We start from the raw sequence: 19,473 nt of genomic DNA, 5'->3' as shown, positions 1-19,473 counted from the left end.
TTTCAATTAGAACGTAGCTGTTAACTGTAAAGAGAAAGTACGCTGTAGCGGATATACGGCGCCGTTTTTAGATGCCTGTCCCGGATCCCATAGTTTCACTGAATCCCATACTGCCAGATTCTGTCCGACAAATTGCAGATTCATATCACTGATGCCCACTGTCCTTAGTACTTTATTCGTTCCGATACGATAGGAAATATCCAATGATTTCCAACGCAGGTAAGAACCATCTGCCAGCCAGAAAGTAGAAGCACGGTTATTGTTCTTATTCTCTCCGTAAGTCAGGCGCGGGAAACGTGCATTCGGGTTTTCTGTAGAAGGATCCCCTGAATACCATGCCGGTGTCCAACGATTCTTCGGGTCGTTTACGATGGATAGAATGTTGCCGACTTCTCCGCCTGAGAAGGGATAGAATCCGGAACCGCCGTATAAGAAGTTAACTTTGGCTGCTCCAGTGAATAAAGCACTGATAGTCCATCTTTTATATCTGTACTCCAGTGCAAAACCGTATTGAATTTGCGGTACATTGGAGTGTGCAATAGGAACAATATCGTCATCGTCAATTTTTCCGTCAGCGTTCACGTCTTTATAGCGGATATCTCCGGGGCGTACTTCGCCGTATGTCTGTTTCGGGCTTCGGTTGATTTCATCCTGATTTTGAAATAAGCCTAATGCAACCAAACCGCGCATAACACCATAATTTACATCGCTATACGATTGGTAAGGGTAGCGCACCGCATCTTGGTCCCAATGTACAACTTTGCTGACAGCATATGTCATGTTGGCACGCACCGTGAAAGAGTTGTCTTCGTTTATTTTCTGGTTCAGGTAAATGTTACCATCTATACCGCTACTGCGCATACGTCCTACGTTGGTATATGGGTTGGTTACGACGCCTACTTCCGAAGGCATCATTTTTCTTTCCTGGAAGATATTATCACGAGTGTCTCTGAAGATATCTACCGTTCCACCTATTTTATCATTGAGAAATTGGAAGTCGATACCCAGGTTATATTTCTTGGCTACCTCCCAGTGTAAGTTGTTGGCTCCGATTTGTTTTTCTGTCAATCCATTGGAACCCCAACGACTACCACCTCCAAAGTTAATCAACGTCAGATATGGGAACCGACGTCCACCACCGATCTGATCGTTACCAACTTCACCATAAGAAGCTCTGATCTTCAAAAAGTTGAGCCATCCTGCATGATTCTGCATAAATTCGTATTGGGTCGGGATCCATCCTAAGGCTATTGCAGGGAACAAACCGAATTGTTTGCCCGGTTCAAAGTTTTCGGAACCGGTGTATCCTACGTTTCCTTCTATCAGATAAGCATCTTTATAAGAGTAAGTGGCTCTGGCAGATAATGCTTGATAACGTTTGGGAATAGATGAAATTTCATCATTTGCTTCGGTGGTTTCGGTGCTTTGCATATAGTAATGTATCAAACCGGTTACACGGTGTTCCTGATTGAAAAGTCTTTCATAGGCAAGTTGCGATTCGAAGTAATATCTCCGGTCACTGGCGGCACTCTTGGCGAATTGAATGTTGCTGGCTGATACCGTACGTTGTGTCATTAATGAACCGTCATTGTAACGGCCAAAGGCCTTGTATAGGTCCGGCATTTTGGAGCGGACTACGTTGTGTATATTGTTATTGTTATACGAGAACATTCCTCTGGCAGTCAAACCCTTGATCCATTTTCCGAAGTCTTGACGTAAGGTGAAATTGATGTTCATAGTGGTCCGGTTTCCCTTTTTAAATCCGGTATGGTTCAACAAGATATATGGTGAGATTTGTTCTCCGTTTTTACCATAAGCAGGAAGCATTCCATTGGAATAACGTAAAGGCACCGTCAGGGGAGTCAGATAGGCTTGTGCGGCCCAGAGTGCGTCATTGTTAGTTCCGAATCCCGGTGCTCTGTCTTCTACAATAGCTCCGTCCATAGCCAATCCCATGATTGTCGATGGAGTTAGGTTCATGTCTACCTTTGCGCGGAAATTATATTTAGCCCATTTGACATTCGTGTTGTATTTGTTAACTTTGTCTTGCTTGAAGATAGCATCTTTGAATGTACCTCCTACACTGACAAAATATCTGGCAACTTTTCCACCACCGGATACATTTAAATAGTGCTGATGATTAATAGTTACATCTTTCAGTATCTCTTTTTGCCAGTTAACGTTTGGATATAAGTCATTGTCCAGTCCTGCTTTAATAATCTCCAGTTCTGTCGGGCTATAAAGAGGGTCCATATTACTTACTACTCGGGCTTCGTTTGCTAAGCTGGCATAATCGTATGCTTCCAGATATTCGGGCATGCGGGGGGAATAAGAGAGAGTCATACTGCTCTTCCAGGTTACCTTGGTGCGACCTTCCTGACCGGAACGGGTCGTTACCAAAACAACGCCATTTGCACCACGTACACCATAAACGGCTGTTGCCGAAGCATCTTTCAAGATAGAGAAGCTCTCAATATCCGACGGGTCAAGGTCGTTGAGGTTTCCTTCAATACCGTCAATCAAAACCAGCGCAGACTGGTTGGCACCAAATGTGCTGATACCGCGAATCCAGAACTCAGAAACATCCTGCCCCGGTTCGCCGCTTCGGTCAACGGCTATAATACCGGGAACCACACCTCCCAGCATATTGGCTACGGAAGTTGACGGAGCACTGATGGCAGCCGGATTGACACTGGTGACAGCACCTACCACGCTGACTTTACGTTGTGTTCCCATACCTACAACAACTACTTCGTCCAATGATTCTGAGTCGGGCTCCAGAGATATACGCATCTTCTTATCGGTTTGAGTAACCACTATTTCTTTGCTCTTATATCCCATAAATGAAACAATCAGCGTTGTTTTTGGAGCTAATGATTTCATACTGAAGTTACCATCCATATCTGTTATAGTTCCGGTTTTTTCTTTCCCTTTTACAGATATGTTTGCACCCGGGAGCGGATCACCATGTTCATCTAACACGATTCCGGCAATTTGAATTGGTTCTTGTTGGGCCCATATCCCTTGTGTTGCATTTCCTGCCAATAGCAGAAAGAAACACAGGGTTAATTTAAAATATAGTGTTTTCATTTCTATTCCTTATTAATTATTCAATAGCAAGTTTTCTGATGCAGTGGTTGTTTTGATCTGCAATGTAAAGAAATTCATTTTTGTCCAAATAGACACCCCAAGGCTGATTGAATTGGGCTTCCAAAGGATCTCCATCTTTGTATCCTGCAGCTCCGCTACCTGCTATCGTGGTTACGACGTTCAATTTGGTGTCAACTTTGCGTATTCGGTTATTACCAACATCGGCTATGTATAAGTTCCCTTCTTTATCAATAGCAATTCCACGTGGTTCTTTAAACTGTGCTTCTTGCACATCTCCGTCCCGGAAGCCTGCGCCTGCACCGGGGATATATTCATCGATGTCCCCATCTAGAGCTGGCCAACCGTCCGCATCGCGTGTGAGCTTAAAGCGATAAACTGCACTTTTACTATGCAACACACAGTAAACATACTTATCAACCGGATTGTAAGCACATAATCCATTGGAACCTGTGTTATAGAGTGTACCGATTCGTTTTGCTTTGTTGGGATTTAATGTTCTTCTATTTTTATCGAAAGGTTGTGTCCACAATTGCCCTGTATTTTGGCGATATATCACAAAAGTAGAATCTACGGGGTCGAGAACAACACTATGCATCCATCCTCCGTTGGCTAAAAGCTGTCCCATTTTATCAGCCACCCAGCTCACATTAGCATCGAATAAGAAACAACCGAAATTGGCATTATCGCATGGACCAAATAGTTGTTTCTTTTCTTTATCGATAAATAAAGGTTGGTCAATTACCATGCCATCCAGTAAAGTGATGGTTTTATTTTGTTCGATGGATGATAAACGCGTTCTCCCATCAGAGTCGAATATGAATACATTGTCATCATTGTCTACAGCTACATACCTTGGAGTATTGAATGTGGTCTCGCCAAGAGTTCCGTCTTTATTGCCACCTTCTTTGGCTTTTCCTACTACTGTAGATACGGAAGAAGTTACAATATATTTGAATGTTTTTTCAGCATTGCTGAGTTCAGCTTCTTTTCCGGCAATCTCCACCCGTACATGGCTTTCCCCTCCGGCTTGCTTGGGCACTTGGGCATAAATAACATCAGGCTTGACACCTAAAACCAATGCCTCCCGCTCATTACCTACTTCATCCTTGAAGTAAACTTTCACTTGGCTTTTGTCTTCTCCGAAATTGGAGCCTTTAACAATGAATTTGGTTCGTATGCCACCGGAATCGGGCATAAACTCTGTAAACTTGACTGGTTGATTAGGATCGAAAGCTGTGCTTTTCTTGTCTTCATTACAACCTACTATTAGTAGCAGGAAGCCGAAAACCATCCAGATTAGATTAAATGATTTACGCATGTTTTTCTATAAGATTTTATTAGTTTGAAAAAAGGTCTTTTAGGCTTTCTATTTAAATAAGGTTTAATAGATTCTAATTGATTTCAATTTGACTTAAGGGCTTTTGGCTTTTTCTCTCATGTGATTAATTGTTTTAAATATTATAGATTCAAAGGTGTAAATGGCTATATATAATTGTGAAGCACACTTTCCGTTCGGTTTTCAGGATACAAACTTAGGGTATTTCAAGGAATCAGGAGCATATGCTTTTATTCATCCATGTATATCTTTTCATTCAAAATTGCTTTTTTTATCATTTGCTTCGCCTTTCTGTTATAATATTGATTATTTTTGTGACACTTAAACTAATATGAATATATAATGAAGCGAACCGTTCGATATACCGTCCTTGTTTTGATTGCTATTATAAATTCTTTAGTTATTACTACTTCTCTCTATGCTGTTCTGCCTTATAATGAACTACATCAGTTGAATATGAGTAATGGCTTGGTAGATAACATCATTACTTGTATCTATCAGGATCAAGATCGTTTTATGTGGTTTGGATCCACTAATGGGCTGAGTCGATATGACGGGAAGCAGATTCGCAATTTTAGTGTAGACAATGCGAGGATGTATGTTTCCGATATAAAAGAGACTTCTGATGATAAATTGTGGGTAATAGCTAATGAGTATTTATATTGTTTTGATCGACGGAAAGAGAAATTTGTTCTTCCGTCTTTTCAGGATGGGAAAAAGGCCATTTCTGTAAGTGCTATGGAAATAACAGGGGATTCACTTTTTTGGATAGTGAAAGGCGGACAATTGCAATGCTTGAAACGACATTATAAATTAGTGAAAGGTGACTTACAAATAGAGATGACCGTCGAAGCAGGCTATCCGTTTTTTTTAGATGAGGGGGAATCTTTTTCGAATTTATGTGCTTCACAAGACGGGCATTTCTTGTATTTGGTTACCGATAAGGGAAATTTGTTGTTCTTTGATAAGATTGCAGGTAAAGTGGTCCGGAAGTTCAAATACTCTATTAATCCTAGCGCTAATGCTACTACTATCATGAGTGAAGGGGAATATATTTGGATTTCTTCTATAGTGGGTGGAGTAACTCGTCTGCATATTCCCACGGGAAAATCTGATTATTATCAGTATAATGAGGATGCAAGGTTGTCTTCTTTATCACATTCAGATGCGTATGGGGTGGTTGCGTTGGATAATGATTCTTACATTGCAGTAACCTGGAATGGATATACTCTGTTAGCTCCTGAAGAAAATGATCCTTCTAAGTTGTCGGCAACGCCTTATACGAATACCTCATTTTTGCAGTACCGGAATGTAGAGACAAGAATGATTTCTGTTTATTATGATAAAGAGGGAATACTATGGATCGGAACTAGAGGAGGAGGGATTGTCTATTTTGACTTTAGACAGCATTCTTATATGCAATATCACAGCAAAAAACATAATGAAATCTCTGCTCAGGTAGCTGACAAAGATGGTCGAATTTGGTTGGGCACTTACCATGAAGGAATTATGCGTAGTGACCAGCCTTATGCTAAATCGCGACCGCTGAACTTTTCTCCTGTGGGCAATCAAAAAGAAGTCCCGGTGTTTTGTGCAATCAAAGATTCATGTTCTAATTTATGGTTTGGAAATGCTTCCGGAAACTTGATTGGTTATGACTGGAGTTCCGATTCTTTCCATATATATCCGCTCAATCATTTAGGGAAAAAGGTAAACTCCTATATAGTGGCCTTACTGATTGACTCCCGTTATCGGTTTTGGGTATGCACTTCTGCCGGATTGTACTTATTTGATCGGCAGACAGGTCATTTTGAATTATTCTCATTGCGTGAAGCCTTGAAAGAAGATGCAGAGCCATGGGTCACTGCTATTTGTGAAGATAAACAGCGGAATATCTGGATAGGGACAGCAAAAGGTATTGTACGATTATCACAGGTCAATGTTCGTCCATTCAAGATGGTTCATGGATATGAAGAAAAAGAAAATATAGGAGCTCGTGTAGTTAGTGCTTTACTGACTGGTACTGACGGAACTGTATATGTGGGTTATAAAAATGGATTTGGAATCATTCCTGTGGGCGAAGATAGGATAACGTCTTTTTATACAGTAAAAGATGGACTTTGTAATGATTGTATAGATTGTATAGTGGAAGATGAGAAGAAGCGTATTTGGTTGGGGAGTATATCCGGTATCTCAAGATATAGCCGACAACAACATGTCTTCTACAACTATTATATTTCTAGTAGCAATAAATCTGTGATGTTGTTTAAGAATACTTTATTTTGGGGAAATAACAAGAGCTTAACTTATTTTGAACCGGAAATACTGACATCTGCCACCATTGCCAGCAAAACTCTTTTAACCGGATTGGAAGTCGATAATAAGCAAATCAATATAGGTGAGAAGATAAAAGGGCAAGTTGTTTTGGACTCAAATATTGCATCAATTGACCATTTGGAACTGGTCAATGCAAACCGTGATTTCTCTCTCCTTTTCAATAATCTGGCTTTTTCGAAGGATTTGCAAAAATATAGTTATCGGTTATATCCATATCAGAAAGATTGGATTGTTTCTGAAGCGGGTAAGGTCTCGTTTACCAATTTATCTGCCGGTTATTATATTTTTGAAGTCAAAACATTGTTCCCTAATAATACGGAAGGAGACGTTACTGCATTGCCGATAACAATCCTTCCACATTGGAGCCAGACCGTTTGGTTTCGTTTGCTTTTGATTTTCTCCGTTTTATTTTTGGTTGGTTATATTTTCTATAGTTTGTTGCGGCGGCAACGTCGTTTCAAAAAAATGATTCAATTGAAACATGAACTGACGATTGCAAATTTGGAGAGAAACGCAGAACGGCATATACGGGAAGAACGTGAGAATTTTTTTATGAATGCTGCTCATGAGTTAAGAACTCCTCTTACTTTGATACTTGCTCCTATACATGATATAATGAAGTCCATTACCCCATCGGATAATTGGTTTGATTCATTTAGCAGATTGCACAAGAATTGTCTTTCTCTACAGACACTGGTTGATCGTCTGCTATATGTACAGAAGATAGAGGGAGGCATGATAAAACTTCATTTGTCAGAATCGGATATAAAGGAAATTGTTAGCCGGGTGGCTAATCCTTTTCTGCAAATGGCTATGGTCAAGAAGCGGGAATTTTTGGTTCAGGTGGATACAGTGCCTTTGTATTTATGGGTGGATGTGGCGAAAATAGAATCAGCTGTTCAAAATTTGCTATCAAATGCCTTTAAATATACTTCTCAGAATGGACGTATTGAACTGACTGTGTCAGAGGCGGAAATTGACGGAAGGCCTTATTGCCTTGTTACAGTGTCTGATAATGGGGTTGGGATACCTGATGATTTGCAACAGCACGTGTTTGATTCGTTTGTAACAGGAAAACGTATCCCGCAATATTCCACATCAATTGGTCTTGGATTACATATTGTAAAGCATACGATGGGGTTGCATCATGGATTTGTTACGTTGACCAGTCGTGTTGGAGAAGGCAGCCGATTTGTTCTGCACATTCCGGTGGGACTTTCTCATTTTGCGCAGGGGGAATATGAAATGGTACCTGATCCGATGAAGGGGGATTTGTTAGAACAGTGTCCGGCAGAAGAACGTCCGATGGAAGAAGTAGTAGAGGAAAAGAATGAGACTATGGAAGAGGCCGTTAACAGAGTGAAAAATAATAAGGAATATTTGTTGATCATAGAGGATCACGATGAGATGAGAGAATATTTATGCAGTCTATTTAAAGAAGATTATAATGTTATTGAGGCTGAAAATGGAGAAGAAGGGGTGGCTATGGCTGATAAATATATACCTAAATTAATCATATCTGATATAATGATGCCTGTTAAGGATGGGTTTGAATGTAGTCGGGAGATTCGTGAAAATAAGCGGACTTTTCATATACCGATTATCTTTTTAACAGCTAAAGCAGAGGATGCTGACCGGTTGAAAAGTTTACAAATAGGGGTAGATGACTATATAATGAAACCTTTTAATCCGGAGTTATTGAAAGAGAAGGTGAAAGCGTTGATAGAGCAACGTGATCTGCTAAGAAAACTTTATGCGAAAACTCTTATGTTGGATGAAGAGGTACTGGAATCTTCAGAAGATGTTCAGGATGTTTTTATGCCTAAAATGCTTCAGATTATAGAAGAAAATTTATCAAACCGGAATTTTACAATAAAAGTGTTGACGGACAAATTGAATATGAGCCAGCCGACCCTTTATCGCAAGGTTAAGCAGAAAACAGGTTTGTCGATTATAGAGGTGATTCATGGAGTACGGATGAGTAAAGCTGCCTCTATTATCATGAGCGGGCGATATAGCAGTCTGACAGAAGTGGCGGAAATGGTAGGGTATGATTCGATGATTTCCTTCCGTAAGCAGTTCGTTGCACAGTTTGGGGTGCTTCCTTCCAAATATATGGAAGAGAAAATGAGGAAATAAGAAGCCGCGTTCCATGTTGGCGGCTTCTGTCTTGTCTGTTTGAATGATTATTGTTAAAAGCGGAAAGAGACATGGGCCATAACGTTTGTACCCGCTTGCGCAGCGTATCCGGCAGAGTCTATTCTGTGATTCACATCCTTGTCGTAAGAACTGGATGCCCAACCGTTGTTCTCGTATTCTTCGTTGAAGAGGTTGTAGACGGTCACACCCAAAGTTACTTCTTTCACCACTTTTCGGGGGTTGAATGTATAGGCCAGATTCAGGTTGCTCACAAAGTATTTATCCAGAGTCAATGCTTCCACTTCCGCATTTGTCATATATTGCTTGCCGACAAACTGGGATTGAAGAGCAGCTTCGAATCCTTGATAGGTAAAAGCAAAACGGTTGTTCAGCAGGAAATCCGGTGAAAAAGCGATGCGGGTACTCTTATGAGAAACGCTTACGACGTCCAGTAAGTTCCAGCCATCGTAAATGGGAATGTTTTCTACGAAATTCTTGATACGGTTTTTGCTCCATGTCGCATTGATATCCCATTGGAACCATTTACAGGGCTTGATACCTAGCATCAGTTCGATTCCCATCCGGTAACTGTCCGGAACGTTTTCTGTCAGGGCTTCACCGATATCGTTCAAAGCTCCGGTGAGGACAAGCTGGTCGGTATAATCCATGTAGTAGAAGTTGGCGCCTGCCGTCAGCCAATGATTGGCGAATGTGTATCCGGCTTCGTAGTCGAGCAGCTTTTCGGCTTTCGGATAACTGTCGGGATCGCCATCCGTATAATTATTTCTTGTCGGCTCTTTTTGAGCTACGGAGAAAGAAGCGTAGACACGGTGATTGGAGTTGATATTCCAGTTCAGTCCGACTTTCGGGTTGAAAAAGTCGAATTTCTTGTCTACGGCCAGCGGACGCAACGCATTTTTATTCCAGTCGTATTTGTCATTTGCTCCGTCGATGGTGTAGTCGATGTGCCGGTATTGCAGGTCGGCATAGGCACTTAGTCCTCCGGTGAGGTCGTAGCTTGCTTTCAGATAGATGTTACCGTCGGTTTTCTTCGATTGGTTGCGGTAGTATTCATGGTCGGGAGATAGTGCGCCGATGTAGTTTTTTACCCAGGTCACTTTCCCGAAGTTATTGCCCCGATATTGATTGATGCCTCCGCCCAAAGATGTCGTTAGTCGGTGGTTGGTATAATTGAGGGAGAAAACACCCCCGCCAAACTTATTATCCATTTTCTTCTGGCGAACCAGATCGCTTTCCGAAATTTCTTTTCCGTCTGTTGTAAAAGGTTTCAGGCCGTATTCTACGAAAGATCTGTCTTCTTTATATTCCTCATAGTAGCCGTCACCTTTGGTGTAGTGCAGGGCTACGTTCAGATTCCATGCGGTGGAGAAGGTATGGTTGAAAAGAAGTTGATAATTCTTTTGCAGATAGTTATCCGTCTGGTCGGCATAATAATGTTTTTCATTATCGTCTCCGGTATATTCGCCGCAAGGGTTATACCGTCTTCCGTGTTCTTCCATTTCTGCTTTAGTGGCATATCCCCAGGCATGATACGTCTTTTCTTTTCCTGTGAATGCGATCAGTTTGACAGACGTATTTTCGGCGAAATATCCTCCTTGCAGATAGTAAGAGTTGAGATTGACGGAGGCGCGGTCGATGTATCCGTCCGTACCGATGTTGGAAAGTCGGGCATCGAATGTCCAGTGATTGTTCAGTAGTCCGGTTCCCACTTTTACAGTTTCCTTGTGGGTGTTGAAAGAACCATAGGAACCGTTGAACTCGGCATACGGTTTCATGGATGCACCTTCGGTCTGCATATTGACACTGGCTCCGAAGGCACCGGCGCCGTTGGTCGATGTTCCTGCGCCACGTTGCACTTGCATATCCTTTACGGAAGAAGAGAAGTCGGGCATATTTACCCAGAACAGATTGTGGCTTTCGGCATCGTTCATCGGAATGCCGTTTACAGTGATGTTGATACGCGTGCCGTCAGTGCCTCGTACACGAAGAGTCGTATAGCCGATGCCCGATCCCGCATCCGATGTGGTCAGTGTGGAAGGAGTCATGCTCAGCAGGTAGGGAATATCCTGCCCGAAGTTCACTTTTTTAAGTTCGGCTTTGCCTATATTGGTAAATGCTACGGGAGTTTTTGCTGTAGCACGTGTGGATACTACCTGCACTTCTTGCAGGTTGATTACTTTCAGACTATCCTTTGCACTCGTTTGTGCATGGACAGAGAAGCCTGCGCCCAATAAGGCGACGGCCATCATCATCATTTTTTTCATCTTGCTTATTAATTAGTTCTCTACGCCGGCATTACCCGGTTCAGATTCTATGGGTATGTTCTCAGCCCGTCATGTTAAGGCACCCCTACTTAGTGAATCGTTGGCAAAATTACTGCTTTTGCGGGAGGAAAGCAAAAAAAACTTTTAGATTTGCTAAAAACAATATAACTTTGTAGTTTGTTGAAATATGACAAGTCAGCTATTTATTCATTTTAATATAATTATCAAATTATGCTACTATTATTTCAGGCGACAGCAACACAGCTTGCGGATTCTACACAAATCGCCGCAGATAAATTAATGGAAGAAGCGATAGCCAATGCGGACGGATTGGACAAGCTTTCTCTGATCACCCAGCAATTGGTAGATTTCGGTATCCGTGCCGGAGAACGCATCCTGATTGCTACCCTTGTCTTCATCGTAGGACGTTTCCTGATTTCGATGCTTAACCGGTTTGTCGGACGTCTGATGGACAGAAGAAAAGTGGATATAAGCATCAAGACTTTTGTGAAGAGTCTGGTAAATATTCTGCTGACCATTCTGTTGATTATTTCTGTAGTCGGTGCTTTGGGAGTCGAAACAACTTCATTTGCAGCCCTGTTGGCTTCTGCCGGTGTGGCTGTCGGTATGGCGCTGTCCGGTAATTTGCAGAACTTTGCCGGCGGACTGATCGTATTGCTCTTCAAGCCTTATAAGGTAGGAGACTGGATTGAAAGTCAGGGAGTTTCCGGAACGGTTAAGGAAATACAGATATTTCACACCATTCTGACTACCGGAGATAATAAAGTGATTTATATACCGAACGGTGCAATGAGCAGTGGAGTGGTGACAAACTATAATACACAGACAACGCGCCGTGTAGAATGGATTGTTGGCGTGGATTATGGAGAAGATTATAATAAGGTACAGCAGATTGTCCGTGATATACTGACGGCCGACAAGCGTATTCTGACTGATCCCGCCCCGTTTATTGCCCTTCATGCGCTGGATGCCAGCAGTGTGAATGTGGTAGTCCGTGTGTGGGTGAATACGGCAGATTACTGGGGAGTTTATTTTGATATAAACAAGACTATTTATGAAACCTTTAATGAAAAAGGCATCAACTTCCCGTTCCCGCAACTTACCGTACATCAGGGAAACTGATCACTATACAATATATGCTAAAACGAGAGAGTTTCACTTCGGTGAGACTCTCTCATTTTATATGAACAAATTGTCTGGTGTGATTGGAAAATTTCTTTTTATTTGATGCCGAAATCCTCAGCAAATTCATATCGGTCTTCTTTGATCCCCAGTACATGGTTGATTTTCCTTCTTTTTTCAAGGTCCTTAAAGTAGCTTTCTACGACCTGATAGAGATCAAAATTGCTGGTTGATCCTGCGGCAAGATCGAGTGACTCCACCATTTTCTCTACTGCCTGGTGGATTTTCCCTGCGTCTATCAGATGCAGTTCGTTGCTGTGTATTAAATATTTCTCCATAACTGCAATGTTTTAATGTTATATTGTTATAACGTATCATAGTGATGGAAAGTTCAATCCCCGAATCTTCATTGCGTCTTGTTGTCAATCACATTTTAACAGACAAATAGGTTAGAATCTAATGTCAGATTTTGGCGAGTGCCTGTTCCAGATCGGCTATCAGGTCATTGATATGTTCCGTTCCGATGGATAGACGTACAGTGCCCGGATAAATCTCCTGTTCTGCAAGTTCCTGCGCATTAAGTTGCGAGTGTGTGGTACTTGCCGGATGGATGACCAGTGATTTCACGTCAGCTACATTGGCCAGCAACGAGAAAATCTCCAGACTGTCGATGAAGCGGTGCGCTTCTTCCTGTCCTCCTTTTACTTCAAACGTGAAGATGGAGCCTGCACCATTCGGGAAATAGCGTTGATAAAGTGCATGATCCGGATGATTGGAGAGTGACGGATGATTGACTTTCTTCACCTTCGGATGATTATTCAGGAAGTTTACCACTTTTAGCGCGTTTTCTACATGGCGTTCTACACGCAAAGAAAGTGTTTCCAACCCTTGCAGCAGGATGAAGGCATTGAACGGACTGATCGTTGCTCCCGTGTCCCGTAGCAAAGTGGCACGAATGCGGGTGACGTAAGCAGCCGGACCGGCAGCGTCTACAAAGCGTACTCCATGGTAACTCGGATCGGGCTCTGTCAACTGTGGGAATTTACCCGAAGCTACCCAGTCGAATTTACCGGAGTCAACGATTACTCCTCCCAAGGAACTGCCATGACCACCAATGAATTTGGTTGCGGAGTGCACTACAATGTCTGCTCCGTGTTCGATGGGGCGGATTAAGTAGGGAGTGCCGAACGTATTGTCTATAATTAATGGTATTTTGTGACGGTGAGCAATTTCGGACACCGCTTCTATGTCTATAATATTGGAATTTGGGTTTCCGAGTGTTTCGATAAATACGGCTTTGGTGTTCTCCTGAATCGCTTTCTCAAAGTTGGAGAGGTCGCTCGGATCGACGAAAGTGGTGGTAACGCCATAATTGGGCAAAGTATGCGCCAGTAAGTTATAGCTTCCTCCGTAAATCGTTTTGGCAGCTACGATGTGATCGCCTGCACGAGTAATGTTTTCGAAAGCATAAGTAATGGCAGCGGCACCGGAGGCAACTGCCAGACCTGCTACGCCTCCTTCGAGGACGGCTACACGTTCTTCAAAAACTCCTTGGGTGGAGTTGGTCAGGCGGCCGTAGATATTGCCCGGATCTTGCAAACCGAAACGTGCGGCTGCATGAGCGGAATTGTGGAATACATAAGAAGTGGTCTGATAAATAGGTACTGCGCGTGCGTCTGTTGCCGGATCTGCTTGTTCCTGTCCTACATGAACCTGTAATGTCTCAAAGTGTAAATTCTTTCTTTCCATAATCGTATGCTTTTTAAGTTTAATATTCTCTCTTTATTTTCTTGCAAAGTTATGGGGTGTAGATATATCGAACAATATATAGTAGAAATATAGAAAATAATGCTATTTTTGTATTGTTATATAGAATAAAGCAACTGCTTTATTCTTAAAAATCACCTGTTAGAAGAATATTTTTCTTATGGATACTTTTGAGAAATTAGATAAAGTGGATTTGCAGATACTCCGTACTTTGCAAGAGAATGCGCGGTTGACGACCAAAGAGTTGGCTGCGCGGGTCAGTCTTTCATCGACTCCTGTTTTCGAGCGCCTTAAACGTTTGGAGAGTGGGGGATATATAAAGAAGTATATCGCTGTGCTGGATGCCGAAAAGTTGAATCAGGGTTTTGTGGTCTTTTGCAGTGTCAAGTTAAGGCGGCTGAACAGGGACATTGCGGCTGAGTTTACCCGAATCATACAGGATATTCCCGAAGTTACCGAATGCTATAATATATCGGGCAGCTACGATTACTTGCTGAAGATCCATGCTCCTAATATGAAATATTATCAGGAGTTCATTCTAAATGTGTTGGGAACCATCGATAGCCTGGGATCGCTGGAAAGTACGTTTGTGATGGCGGAAGTGAAACACCGGTATGGGATACATATTTAGTGGGAAGATTGATGTATTTCCTATTTTGGCTACTCCTTGTTTTCGGCTCAAGTTTCCGGTGGATTGCCGATAATGTCCCTGTATAAGCTGCCGTCATGGTCCTTGTATTTTGCGTATTGGTAGAGGCGGACCAGTATATCACTGTAATCAAGAATGGCTGTATTTGATTTCTGTGATAAATTAGTGCCTAGGATACCACTGCCTATGATACCGGGATTATATAATACGGTGTCTTGTCTGATAGAGTTCATTATCAGTTCTGCACAAATATAGTCTTTAATCCTTGCCTCTTCTAGTCGGGTCGTGATGTATGAGTTCAAATGGCTTTTGTCATGTTGAGTCATAAAGCCGTACCATAGTAAACACTTCATCCCTAATTGGGTAGCTTCTATTAATAGATCCAGATAGGTTAGTCCCGATGCTCCTTTCTTATCTATCTCATAAGGATCGATATGAATGAAAGAATCTTTGGGGAGTGATGGCAGTAACTTCATGACTCCTTCGAGAGAATCGGTATTATATAGGCGGACGGATGTCTGTAGTTTCGCTTGCTTCGCATAGCGTTCTACATTATCCAAAGCACTCTTTTCTATATCGAAGTATAGAAATCTTTGTGCCTGTCTTCCTAATACTTCCATTGCTAAAGCCGGGGAACCTAAATAGTATCCTTTCTGCATTTCTGCACTTTCTATCTTATAGTAGATAGAGTCTTTTAGAACTTGATTGTCTTCCTCTGCCGTTTTTTCTAAGAAATAGTAAATGCCATATTGCTGTTCCGAAGTCTGCTGCATCGGGTAGATAGCGCAGGCAGAATTTGTTTCTACATAGACTTGTGGATGCTCGTTCCGAAGAATTTCGCAAAGTATCAGATGTTTCAGTACATCAGGCTGTTTGCCGTAATGAGTATAAGTTGCCATGATACTAAAGGTTTATAGTGATGATATAAATGGTATACAGCAAATATACGGGATAATTTTTAGATTCTTGCATCTGATTTCCAAAATTATCCTGTACATTTGTTATGTGATATGAACCTTATTTTTTGAATGCAATGAAATGGCAACGTTGTAAATAGCTTCGCTCTATATGGATGATGAACAATGGTGAAATCTGTTGTTCAAGTCTTTTGTGGCTAAATAGGTCACCCGATATTTTATTATATTATTTCAGAAACCTTATAAAGAAGCAATTACAATGAATACAAATATTTATCCGCGCACCAATGACCTTCAGACCGTCTATCTGAATGCAGTTATCAATAATCCTCATATAAAGGTTGGTGACTACACCATATACAATGATTTTGTGAATGATCCTGTTCAGTTTGAGAAGAACAATGTTTTATATCATTATCCTGTCAATGGAGACCGGCTGATCATAGGGAAATTCTGTTCGATAGCCTGTGGAGCTAAGTTTCTTTTCAATAGTGCGAATCATACGTTGAATTCTTTATCGAATTATCCGTTTCCTATATTTTTTGAGGAGTGGCAGTTGGATAAGGGAAATATCACTTCGGCATGGGATAATAAAGGGGATATAGTGATTGGAAACGATGTATGGATTGGTTATGAGGCTGTTGTCATGGCGGGTGTACATATTGGCGACGGAGCGATTATTGCGTCGAGGGCAGTAGTCACCAAAGATGTACCTCCTTATACGATAGTAGGCGGGACGCCTGCGAAGAAAATCCGGCTGCGTTTTGACGAAGATACGATTGCGCAATTGCAGGAATTGAAATGGTGGGACTGGAGTATTGATAAGATAGCTCATTATTTGCCTCATATCATGAATGGGGATATGGAGGAACTTATGAAATAAAAAGTATCTTTGTCCTCAAACAATATATGTATGAAATTTATAATTGAATCCGGTTCCCTGACCGATATTGACGAACTGGAGAAACTATACGATGAATTGAATGACCATTTATCGGCTACTACCAATTATCCCGGATGGATAAAGGGGATTTATCCGGTTCGTGAAAATGCCGTTGCCGGTGTGAACAATCAGAGTCTGTTTGTTGCCAGATGTCGCGGGAGGATAGCCGGTTCTGTCATTTTAGACCATCAGCCGGAAGAGGCTTATGAGAATATCCGATGGAAAGTAGAGGCAGATTACAGTCGTATTTTTGTAGTACGTACTTTTGTTGTTCATCCATCTTTCCTGCAAATGGGAGTTGGTCGGGCATTGATGGATTTTTCACTGGAACTGGCTGTAAATTCAGGAATGAAATCCATCCGGCTGGACGTCTATGAGAAGAACTTTCCTGCTATCTCATTATACGAAAAATGTGGATTCGAATATATTGATACCGTAGACTTGGGGTTGAGACATTACGGACTGGATTGGTTCAAGTTGTATGAGAAGGTTATTTGAACTGTTATAATGACATAGAATGGAAGCTCCGATAGGGTCTATGAAACATAGATTTTGTTGGAGCTTCCTTTTTATAACGAATATGGCATTTATTCCGAAGATTTAAATAATGCTCTTTTGCCGGCTATCTTCAATCTCATGGCGATTTCTAAAGACTTTCTATACTATATTTATTAACTTCGTTGCCTGATATTTATTCGTGCCACTATAGTGGTACGCAAGAGGAACTATAGTTCCCTTTGCATTCTACTATAGTAGTCCGCAAGGGAAACTATAGTGGAACGAACTAATTATAGGAATAAAAATATAAATATTAGGGAAGGAACCGGTTAGTTATTCGGGCTTTTTTTCATAATGCTTTTAACCGGTTATCGGATTCTGATAATGAACGTTATAAAACAAACTTTTCGGTTTAAATTCAGTTTTTTCATTCGAATGATAATACACGATCAACTTGTTTCCGATAGTGTATATTATGCAGGATGATGATATAAAGGTAATTATTAGAATTGATTTCTTATTTATTATATATAGCTTTGTAATTTATAAAAACAGAGAAGGTATATTTGAAATAAATGTTTCACAACAAATAATTTTGTATACCAAATAAATATCGGGCGAATCACTATGTGTAGAATAATCATATTATTAATTTCATTGACACTATCCTCTATTTTATAAAAGTAAAAATATTCATTCTTCTGTTGGGCGCTTTTTATAGTCAAAACGTATTCAAATTAGAGTGGTTAATAAATTTCAATATCAAATTTAAAATCAAAGAATATGAATTATCCAAAAGCGATACTTCTTTCATTGGCGTTATTGGCTATGCATTCGCTTAATGCAGAGGTAGTCACATACCCTGCTGGTGCCGGGGTGAAAACCTTAAACGATTTTTCTGTGGAAGTGTGTCAGGGTAGCGGACCGTGGTTGCCTGTTGACGTTTATCCTGTTAAAGTTGATAGGGTTGATGAAAAAGGTCATAACGTGGAGGTTGCCTCCATTGCTTATTTTGATTTTGACGGAATGGTAGATGTGCGAGTGATCAGCAACAAAGAGAGAGTCAATAGTGCGAGAGTACGTCCTTTAAGCTATAAGATAACACCGGATTGTGTTGGAGACACAGTGACATTCTCACTTTCGCATCCTCGTAATCTCTCGGTAGAGGTCAATGGAGACATTTTTCACAATCTTCATCTTTTTGCGAATCCGATTGATAAATTTCGTCCTTCCGATAAAGAAATCAAAAGGGCTCTCAAGAAAAAAAAGGGGTCCAATCTGATTTATTTTGGTCCCGGTGTGCATAATCTTCCTAATGATACTCTATTTGTCCCTTCAGGAACTACTGTTTATATCGACGGGGGAGCCCGTGTTTATGGCAATATATTCACGGAAGGAGCACATGATGTGAATATTTTCGGGAGAGGCGAGGTACACCCTGATGGCAGGGGAGCCGGTGTTTGGGTCAGACGTTCTAAAAATGTCAGGATAGACGGAATTGTGGTTTCGCAACTCCCCATAGGACAATGCGATTCGGTAGAGTTGACGAATGTGAAATCAATCAGCTATTATGGTTGGGGCGACGGAATGGATGTCTTCTCAAGCAGTAATGTGATATTAGATGGGGTTTTCTGTCGTAATAGTGATGACTGTACCGCTGTTTATGCTTCTACACAAGGATTTAAAGGGGGAAGCAATAATGTATTGGTGAAAAATGCGACACTTTGGGCTGACGTGGCTCATCCAATCAATATCGGAGGACATGGAGATCCGAATGGCATGGATACGGTGCAGAACGTCACTTTTAGGAATATCGACATTCTTGATCAGGCAGAAAAACAGATTGATTATCAGGGATGTCTGGCTATAAATCCAGGCGACAATACATTGGTGCGTAATATTACGTTCGAGAATATTCGGATTGAAGATTTTCGTAACGGACAGCTTGTGAATTTCAGAATCAGTTTCAATCCGAAGTATTGTGTCTCTACCGGCAGAGGGATTCATAATGTGCTTGTTAAGGATGTCACTTACAATGGATCGGGTGAAAACTTGTCGATCATTGCAGGGTATGATGAGAATCACAAGATATCCGGTATCAGGTTTGTGAATCTTGTGGTCAATGGGCGAAAGATTACAGACGACATGTCTGGAAAGCCAAAATGGTATAAAACCGGAGATATGGCCGGTATCTTTATTGGAGAACATGTAGAAAATATATCTTTTGAATAGAAACGAAGCAGGCAGAATGTTATAAATGGCGTCACATGCCAAAAACTGTCATGTGGTCAGAAGGAAAGATTATACTTCAATTTTTATCACAATATAGATAAAAATTGAAGTTTTTT

Annotated in this window: 12 protein-coding genes and 1 riboswitch; of the genes, 6 read left to right on the top strand and 6 right to left on the bottom strand. The window is 41.2% G+C overall.

Features of this window, described 5'->3' with window-relative positions; genetic code table 11:
* Positions 1-6: 6 nt before the first annotated feature.
* Positions 7-3,090, bottom strand: a complete 3,084-nt coding sequence (locus ACHLI0_RS10010; protein WP_373252455.1) for a SusC/RagA family TonB-linked outer membrane protein — start codon at positions 3,088-3,090, stop codon at positions 7-9.
* A gap of 16 nt (positions 3,091-3,106) precedes the next feature.
* A complete protein-coding gene (locus ACHLI0_RS10005) occupies positions 3,107-4,429 on the bottom strand; it encodes an NHL domain-containing protein (RefSeq protein ID WP_008764070.1) in 1,323 nt (440 codons plus the stop codon).
* A gap of 360 nt (positions 4,430-4,789) precedes the next feature.
* Between ACHLI0_RS10005 and ACHLI0_RS10000 the strand changes: the two genes are divergently transcribed.
* A complete protein-coding gene (locus ACHLI0_RS10000) occupies positions 4,790-8,923 on the top strand; it encodes a hybrid sensor histidine kinase/response regulator transcription factor (protein ID WP_490749059.1) in 4,134 nt (1,377 codons plus the stop codon).
* A 53-nt stretch (positions 8,924-8,976) separates the two neighbouring features.
* On the opposite strand, the gene ACHLI0_RS09995 is transcribed toward ACHLI0_RS10000, so the two are convergent.
* Positions 8,977-11,208 (bottom strand): TonB-dependent receptor, encoded by a 2,232-nt coding sequence (locus tag ACHLI0_RS09995; RefSeq protein WP_490749058.1) that lies wholly within the window; start codon positions 11,206-11,208, stop codon positions 8,977-8,979.
* A riboswitch (TPP riboswitch) is annotated at positions 11,209-11,305 on the bottom strand.
* 134 nt (positions 11,306-11,439) lie between these two features.
* On the opposite strand from ACHLI0_RS09995, the gene ACHLI0_RS09990 reads away from it, so the two are divergent.
* Positions 11,440-12,351 (top strand): mechanosensitive ion channel family protein, encoded by a 912-nt coding sequence (locus tag ACHLI0_RS09990; RefSeq protein ID WP_490749057.1) that lies wholly within the window; start codon positions 11,440-11,442, stop codon positions 12,349-12,351.
* 98 nt (positions 12,352-12,449) lie between these two features.
* Here ACHLI0_RS09990 and ACHLI0_RS09985 read toward each other — a convergent pair whose 3' ends face one another.
* The gene (locus tag ACHLI0_RS09985) at positions 12,450-12,689 is read right to left on the bottom strand and encodes a hypothetical protein (protein ID WP_008763772.1); all 240 of its coding nucleotides are present in this window, start codon (positions 12,687-12,689) and stop codon (positions 12,450-12,452) included.
* Between the two features lie 124 nt (positions 12,690-12,813).
* A complete protein-coding gene (locus ACHLI0_RS09980) occupies positions 12,814-14,100 on the bottom strand; it encodes an O-acetylhomoserine aminocarboxypropyltransferase/cysteine synthase family protein (protein WP_490749055.1) in 1,287 nt (428 codons plus the stop codon).
* A gap of 178 nt (positions 14,101-14,278) precedes the next feature.
* On the opposite strand from ACHLI0_RS09980, the gene ACHLI0_RS09975 reads away from it, so the two are divergent.
* Positions 14,279-14,749, top strand: a complete 471-nt coding sequence (locus ACHLI0_RS09975) for an Lrp/AsnC family transcriptional regulator (RefSeq protein ID WP_008763774.1) — start codon at positions 14,279-14,281, stop codon at positions 14,747-14,749.
* Between the two features lie 47 nt (positions 14,750-14,796).
* On the opposite strand, the gene ACHLI0_RS09970 is transcribed toward ACHLI0_RS09975, so the two are convergent.
* Positions 14,797-15,666 (bottom strand): 23S rRNA (adenine(2030)-N(6))-methyltransferase RlmJ, encoded by an 870-nt coding sequence (locus tag ACHLI0_RS09970; RefSeq protein WP_490749054.1) that lies wholly within the window; start codon positions 15,664-15,666, stop codon positions 14,797-14,799.
* Positions 15,667-15,943: 277 nt separating this feature from the next.
* Here ACHLI0_RS09970 and ACHLI0_RS09965 point away from each other — a divergent pair, with 277 nt between their 5' ends.
* From ACHLI0_RS09965 to ACHLI0_RS09955, 3 genes are all read left to right on the top strand, one after another.
* On the top strand, positions 15,944-16,567 hold the full coding sequence (locus ACHLI0_RS09965) for a CatB-related O-acetyltransferase (RefSeq protein ID WP_225693824.1): 624 nt from the start codon (positions 15,944-15,946) through the stop codon (positions 16,565-16,567).
* A 30-nt stretch (positions 16,568-16,597) separates the two neighbouring features.
* The gene (locus ACHLI0_RS09960) at positions 16,598-17,125 is read left to right on the top strand and encodes a GNAT family N-acetyltransferase (protein ID WP_490749053.1); all 528 of its coding nucleotides are present in this window, start codon (positions 16,598-16,600) and stop codon (positions 17,123-17,125) included.
* A 783-nt stretch (positions 17,126-17,908) separates the two neighbouring features.
* Positions 17,909-19,357 (top strand): glycosyl hydrolase family 28 protein, encoded by a 1,449-nt coding sequence (locus ACHLI0_RS09955; protein WP_490749052.1) that lies wholly within the window; start codon positions 17,909-17,911, stop codon positions 19,355-19,357.
* The last annotated feature ends 116 nt before the right edge of the window (positions 19,358-19,473 follow it).

Source organism: Bacteroides sp. RCH18 (assembly GCF_058231005.1).
This window is presented reverse-complemented; position numbering and strand designations above follow the sequence as displayed.

Bases quoted from the DNA above. Each gene is read 5' to 3' on its own strand.
- ACHLI0_RS10010 (WP_373252455.1), bottom strand. From the start codon at position 3,090: ATGAAAACACTATATTTTAAATTAACCCTGTGTTTCTTTCTGCTATTG.
- ACHLI0_RS10005 (WP_008764070.1), bottom strand. From the start codon at position 4,429: ATGCGTAAATCATTTAATCTAATCTGGATGGTTTTCGGCTTCCTGCTA.
- ACHLI0_RS10000 (WP_490749059.1), top strand. From the start codon at position 4,790: ATGAAGCGAACCGTTCGATATACCGTCCTTGTTTTGATTGCTATTATA.
- ACHLI0_RS09995 (WP_490749058.1), bottom strand. From the start codon at position 11,208: ATGAAAAAAATGATGATGATGGCCGTCGCCTTATTGGGCGCAGGCTTC.
- ACHLI0_RS09990 (WP_490749057.1), top strand. From the start codon at position 11,440: ATGCTACTATTATTTCAGGCGACAGCAACACAGCTTGCGGATTCTACA.
- ACHLI0_RS09985 (WP_008763772.1), bottom strand. From the start codon at position 12,689: ATGGAGAAATATTTAATACACAGCAACGAACTGCATCTGATAGACGCA.
- ACHLI0_RS09980 (WP_490749055.1), bottom strand. From the start codon at position 14,100: ATGGAAAGAAAGAATTTACACTTTGAGACATTACAGGTTCATGTAGGA.
- ACHLI0_RS09975 (WP_008763774.1), top strand. From the start codon at position 14,279: ATGGATACTTTTGAGAAATTAGATAAAGTGGATTTGCAGATACTCCGT.
- ACHLI0_RS09970 (WP_490749054.1), bottom strand. From the start codon at position 15,666: ATGGCAACTTATACTCATTACGGCAAACAGCCTGATGTACTGAAACAT.
- ACHLI0_RS09965 (WP_225693824.1), top strand. From the start codon at position 15,944: ATGAATACAAATATTTATCCGCGCACCAATGACCTTCAGACCGTCTAT.
- ACHLI0_RS09960 (WP_490749053.1), top strand. From the start codon at position 16,598: ATGAAATTTATAATTGAATCCGGTTCCCTGACCGATATTGACGAACTG.
- ACHLI0_RS09955 (WP_490749052.1), top strand. From the start codon at position 17,909: ATGAATTATCCAAAAGCGATACTTCTTTCATTGGCGTTATTGGCTATG.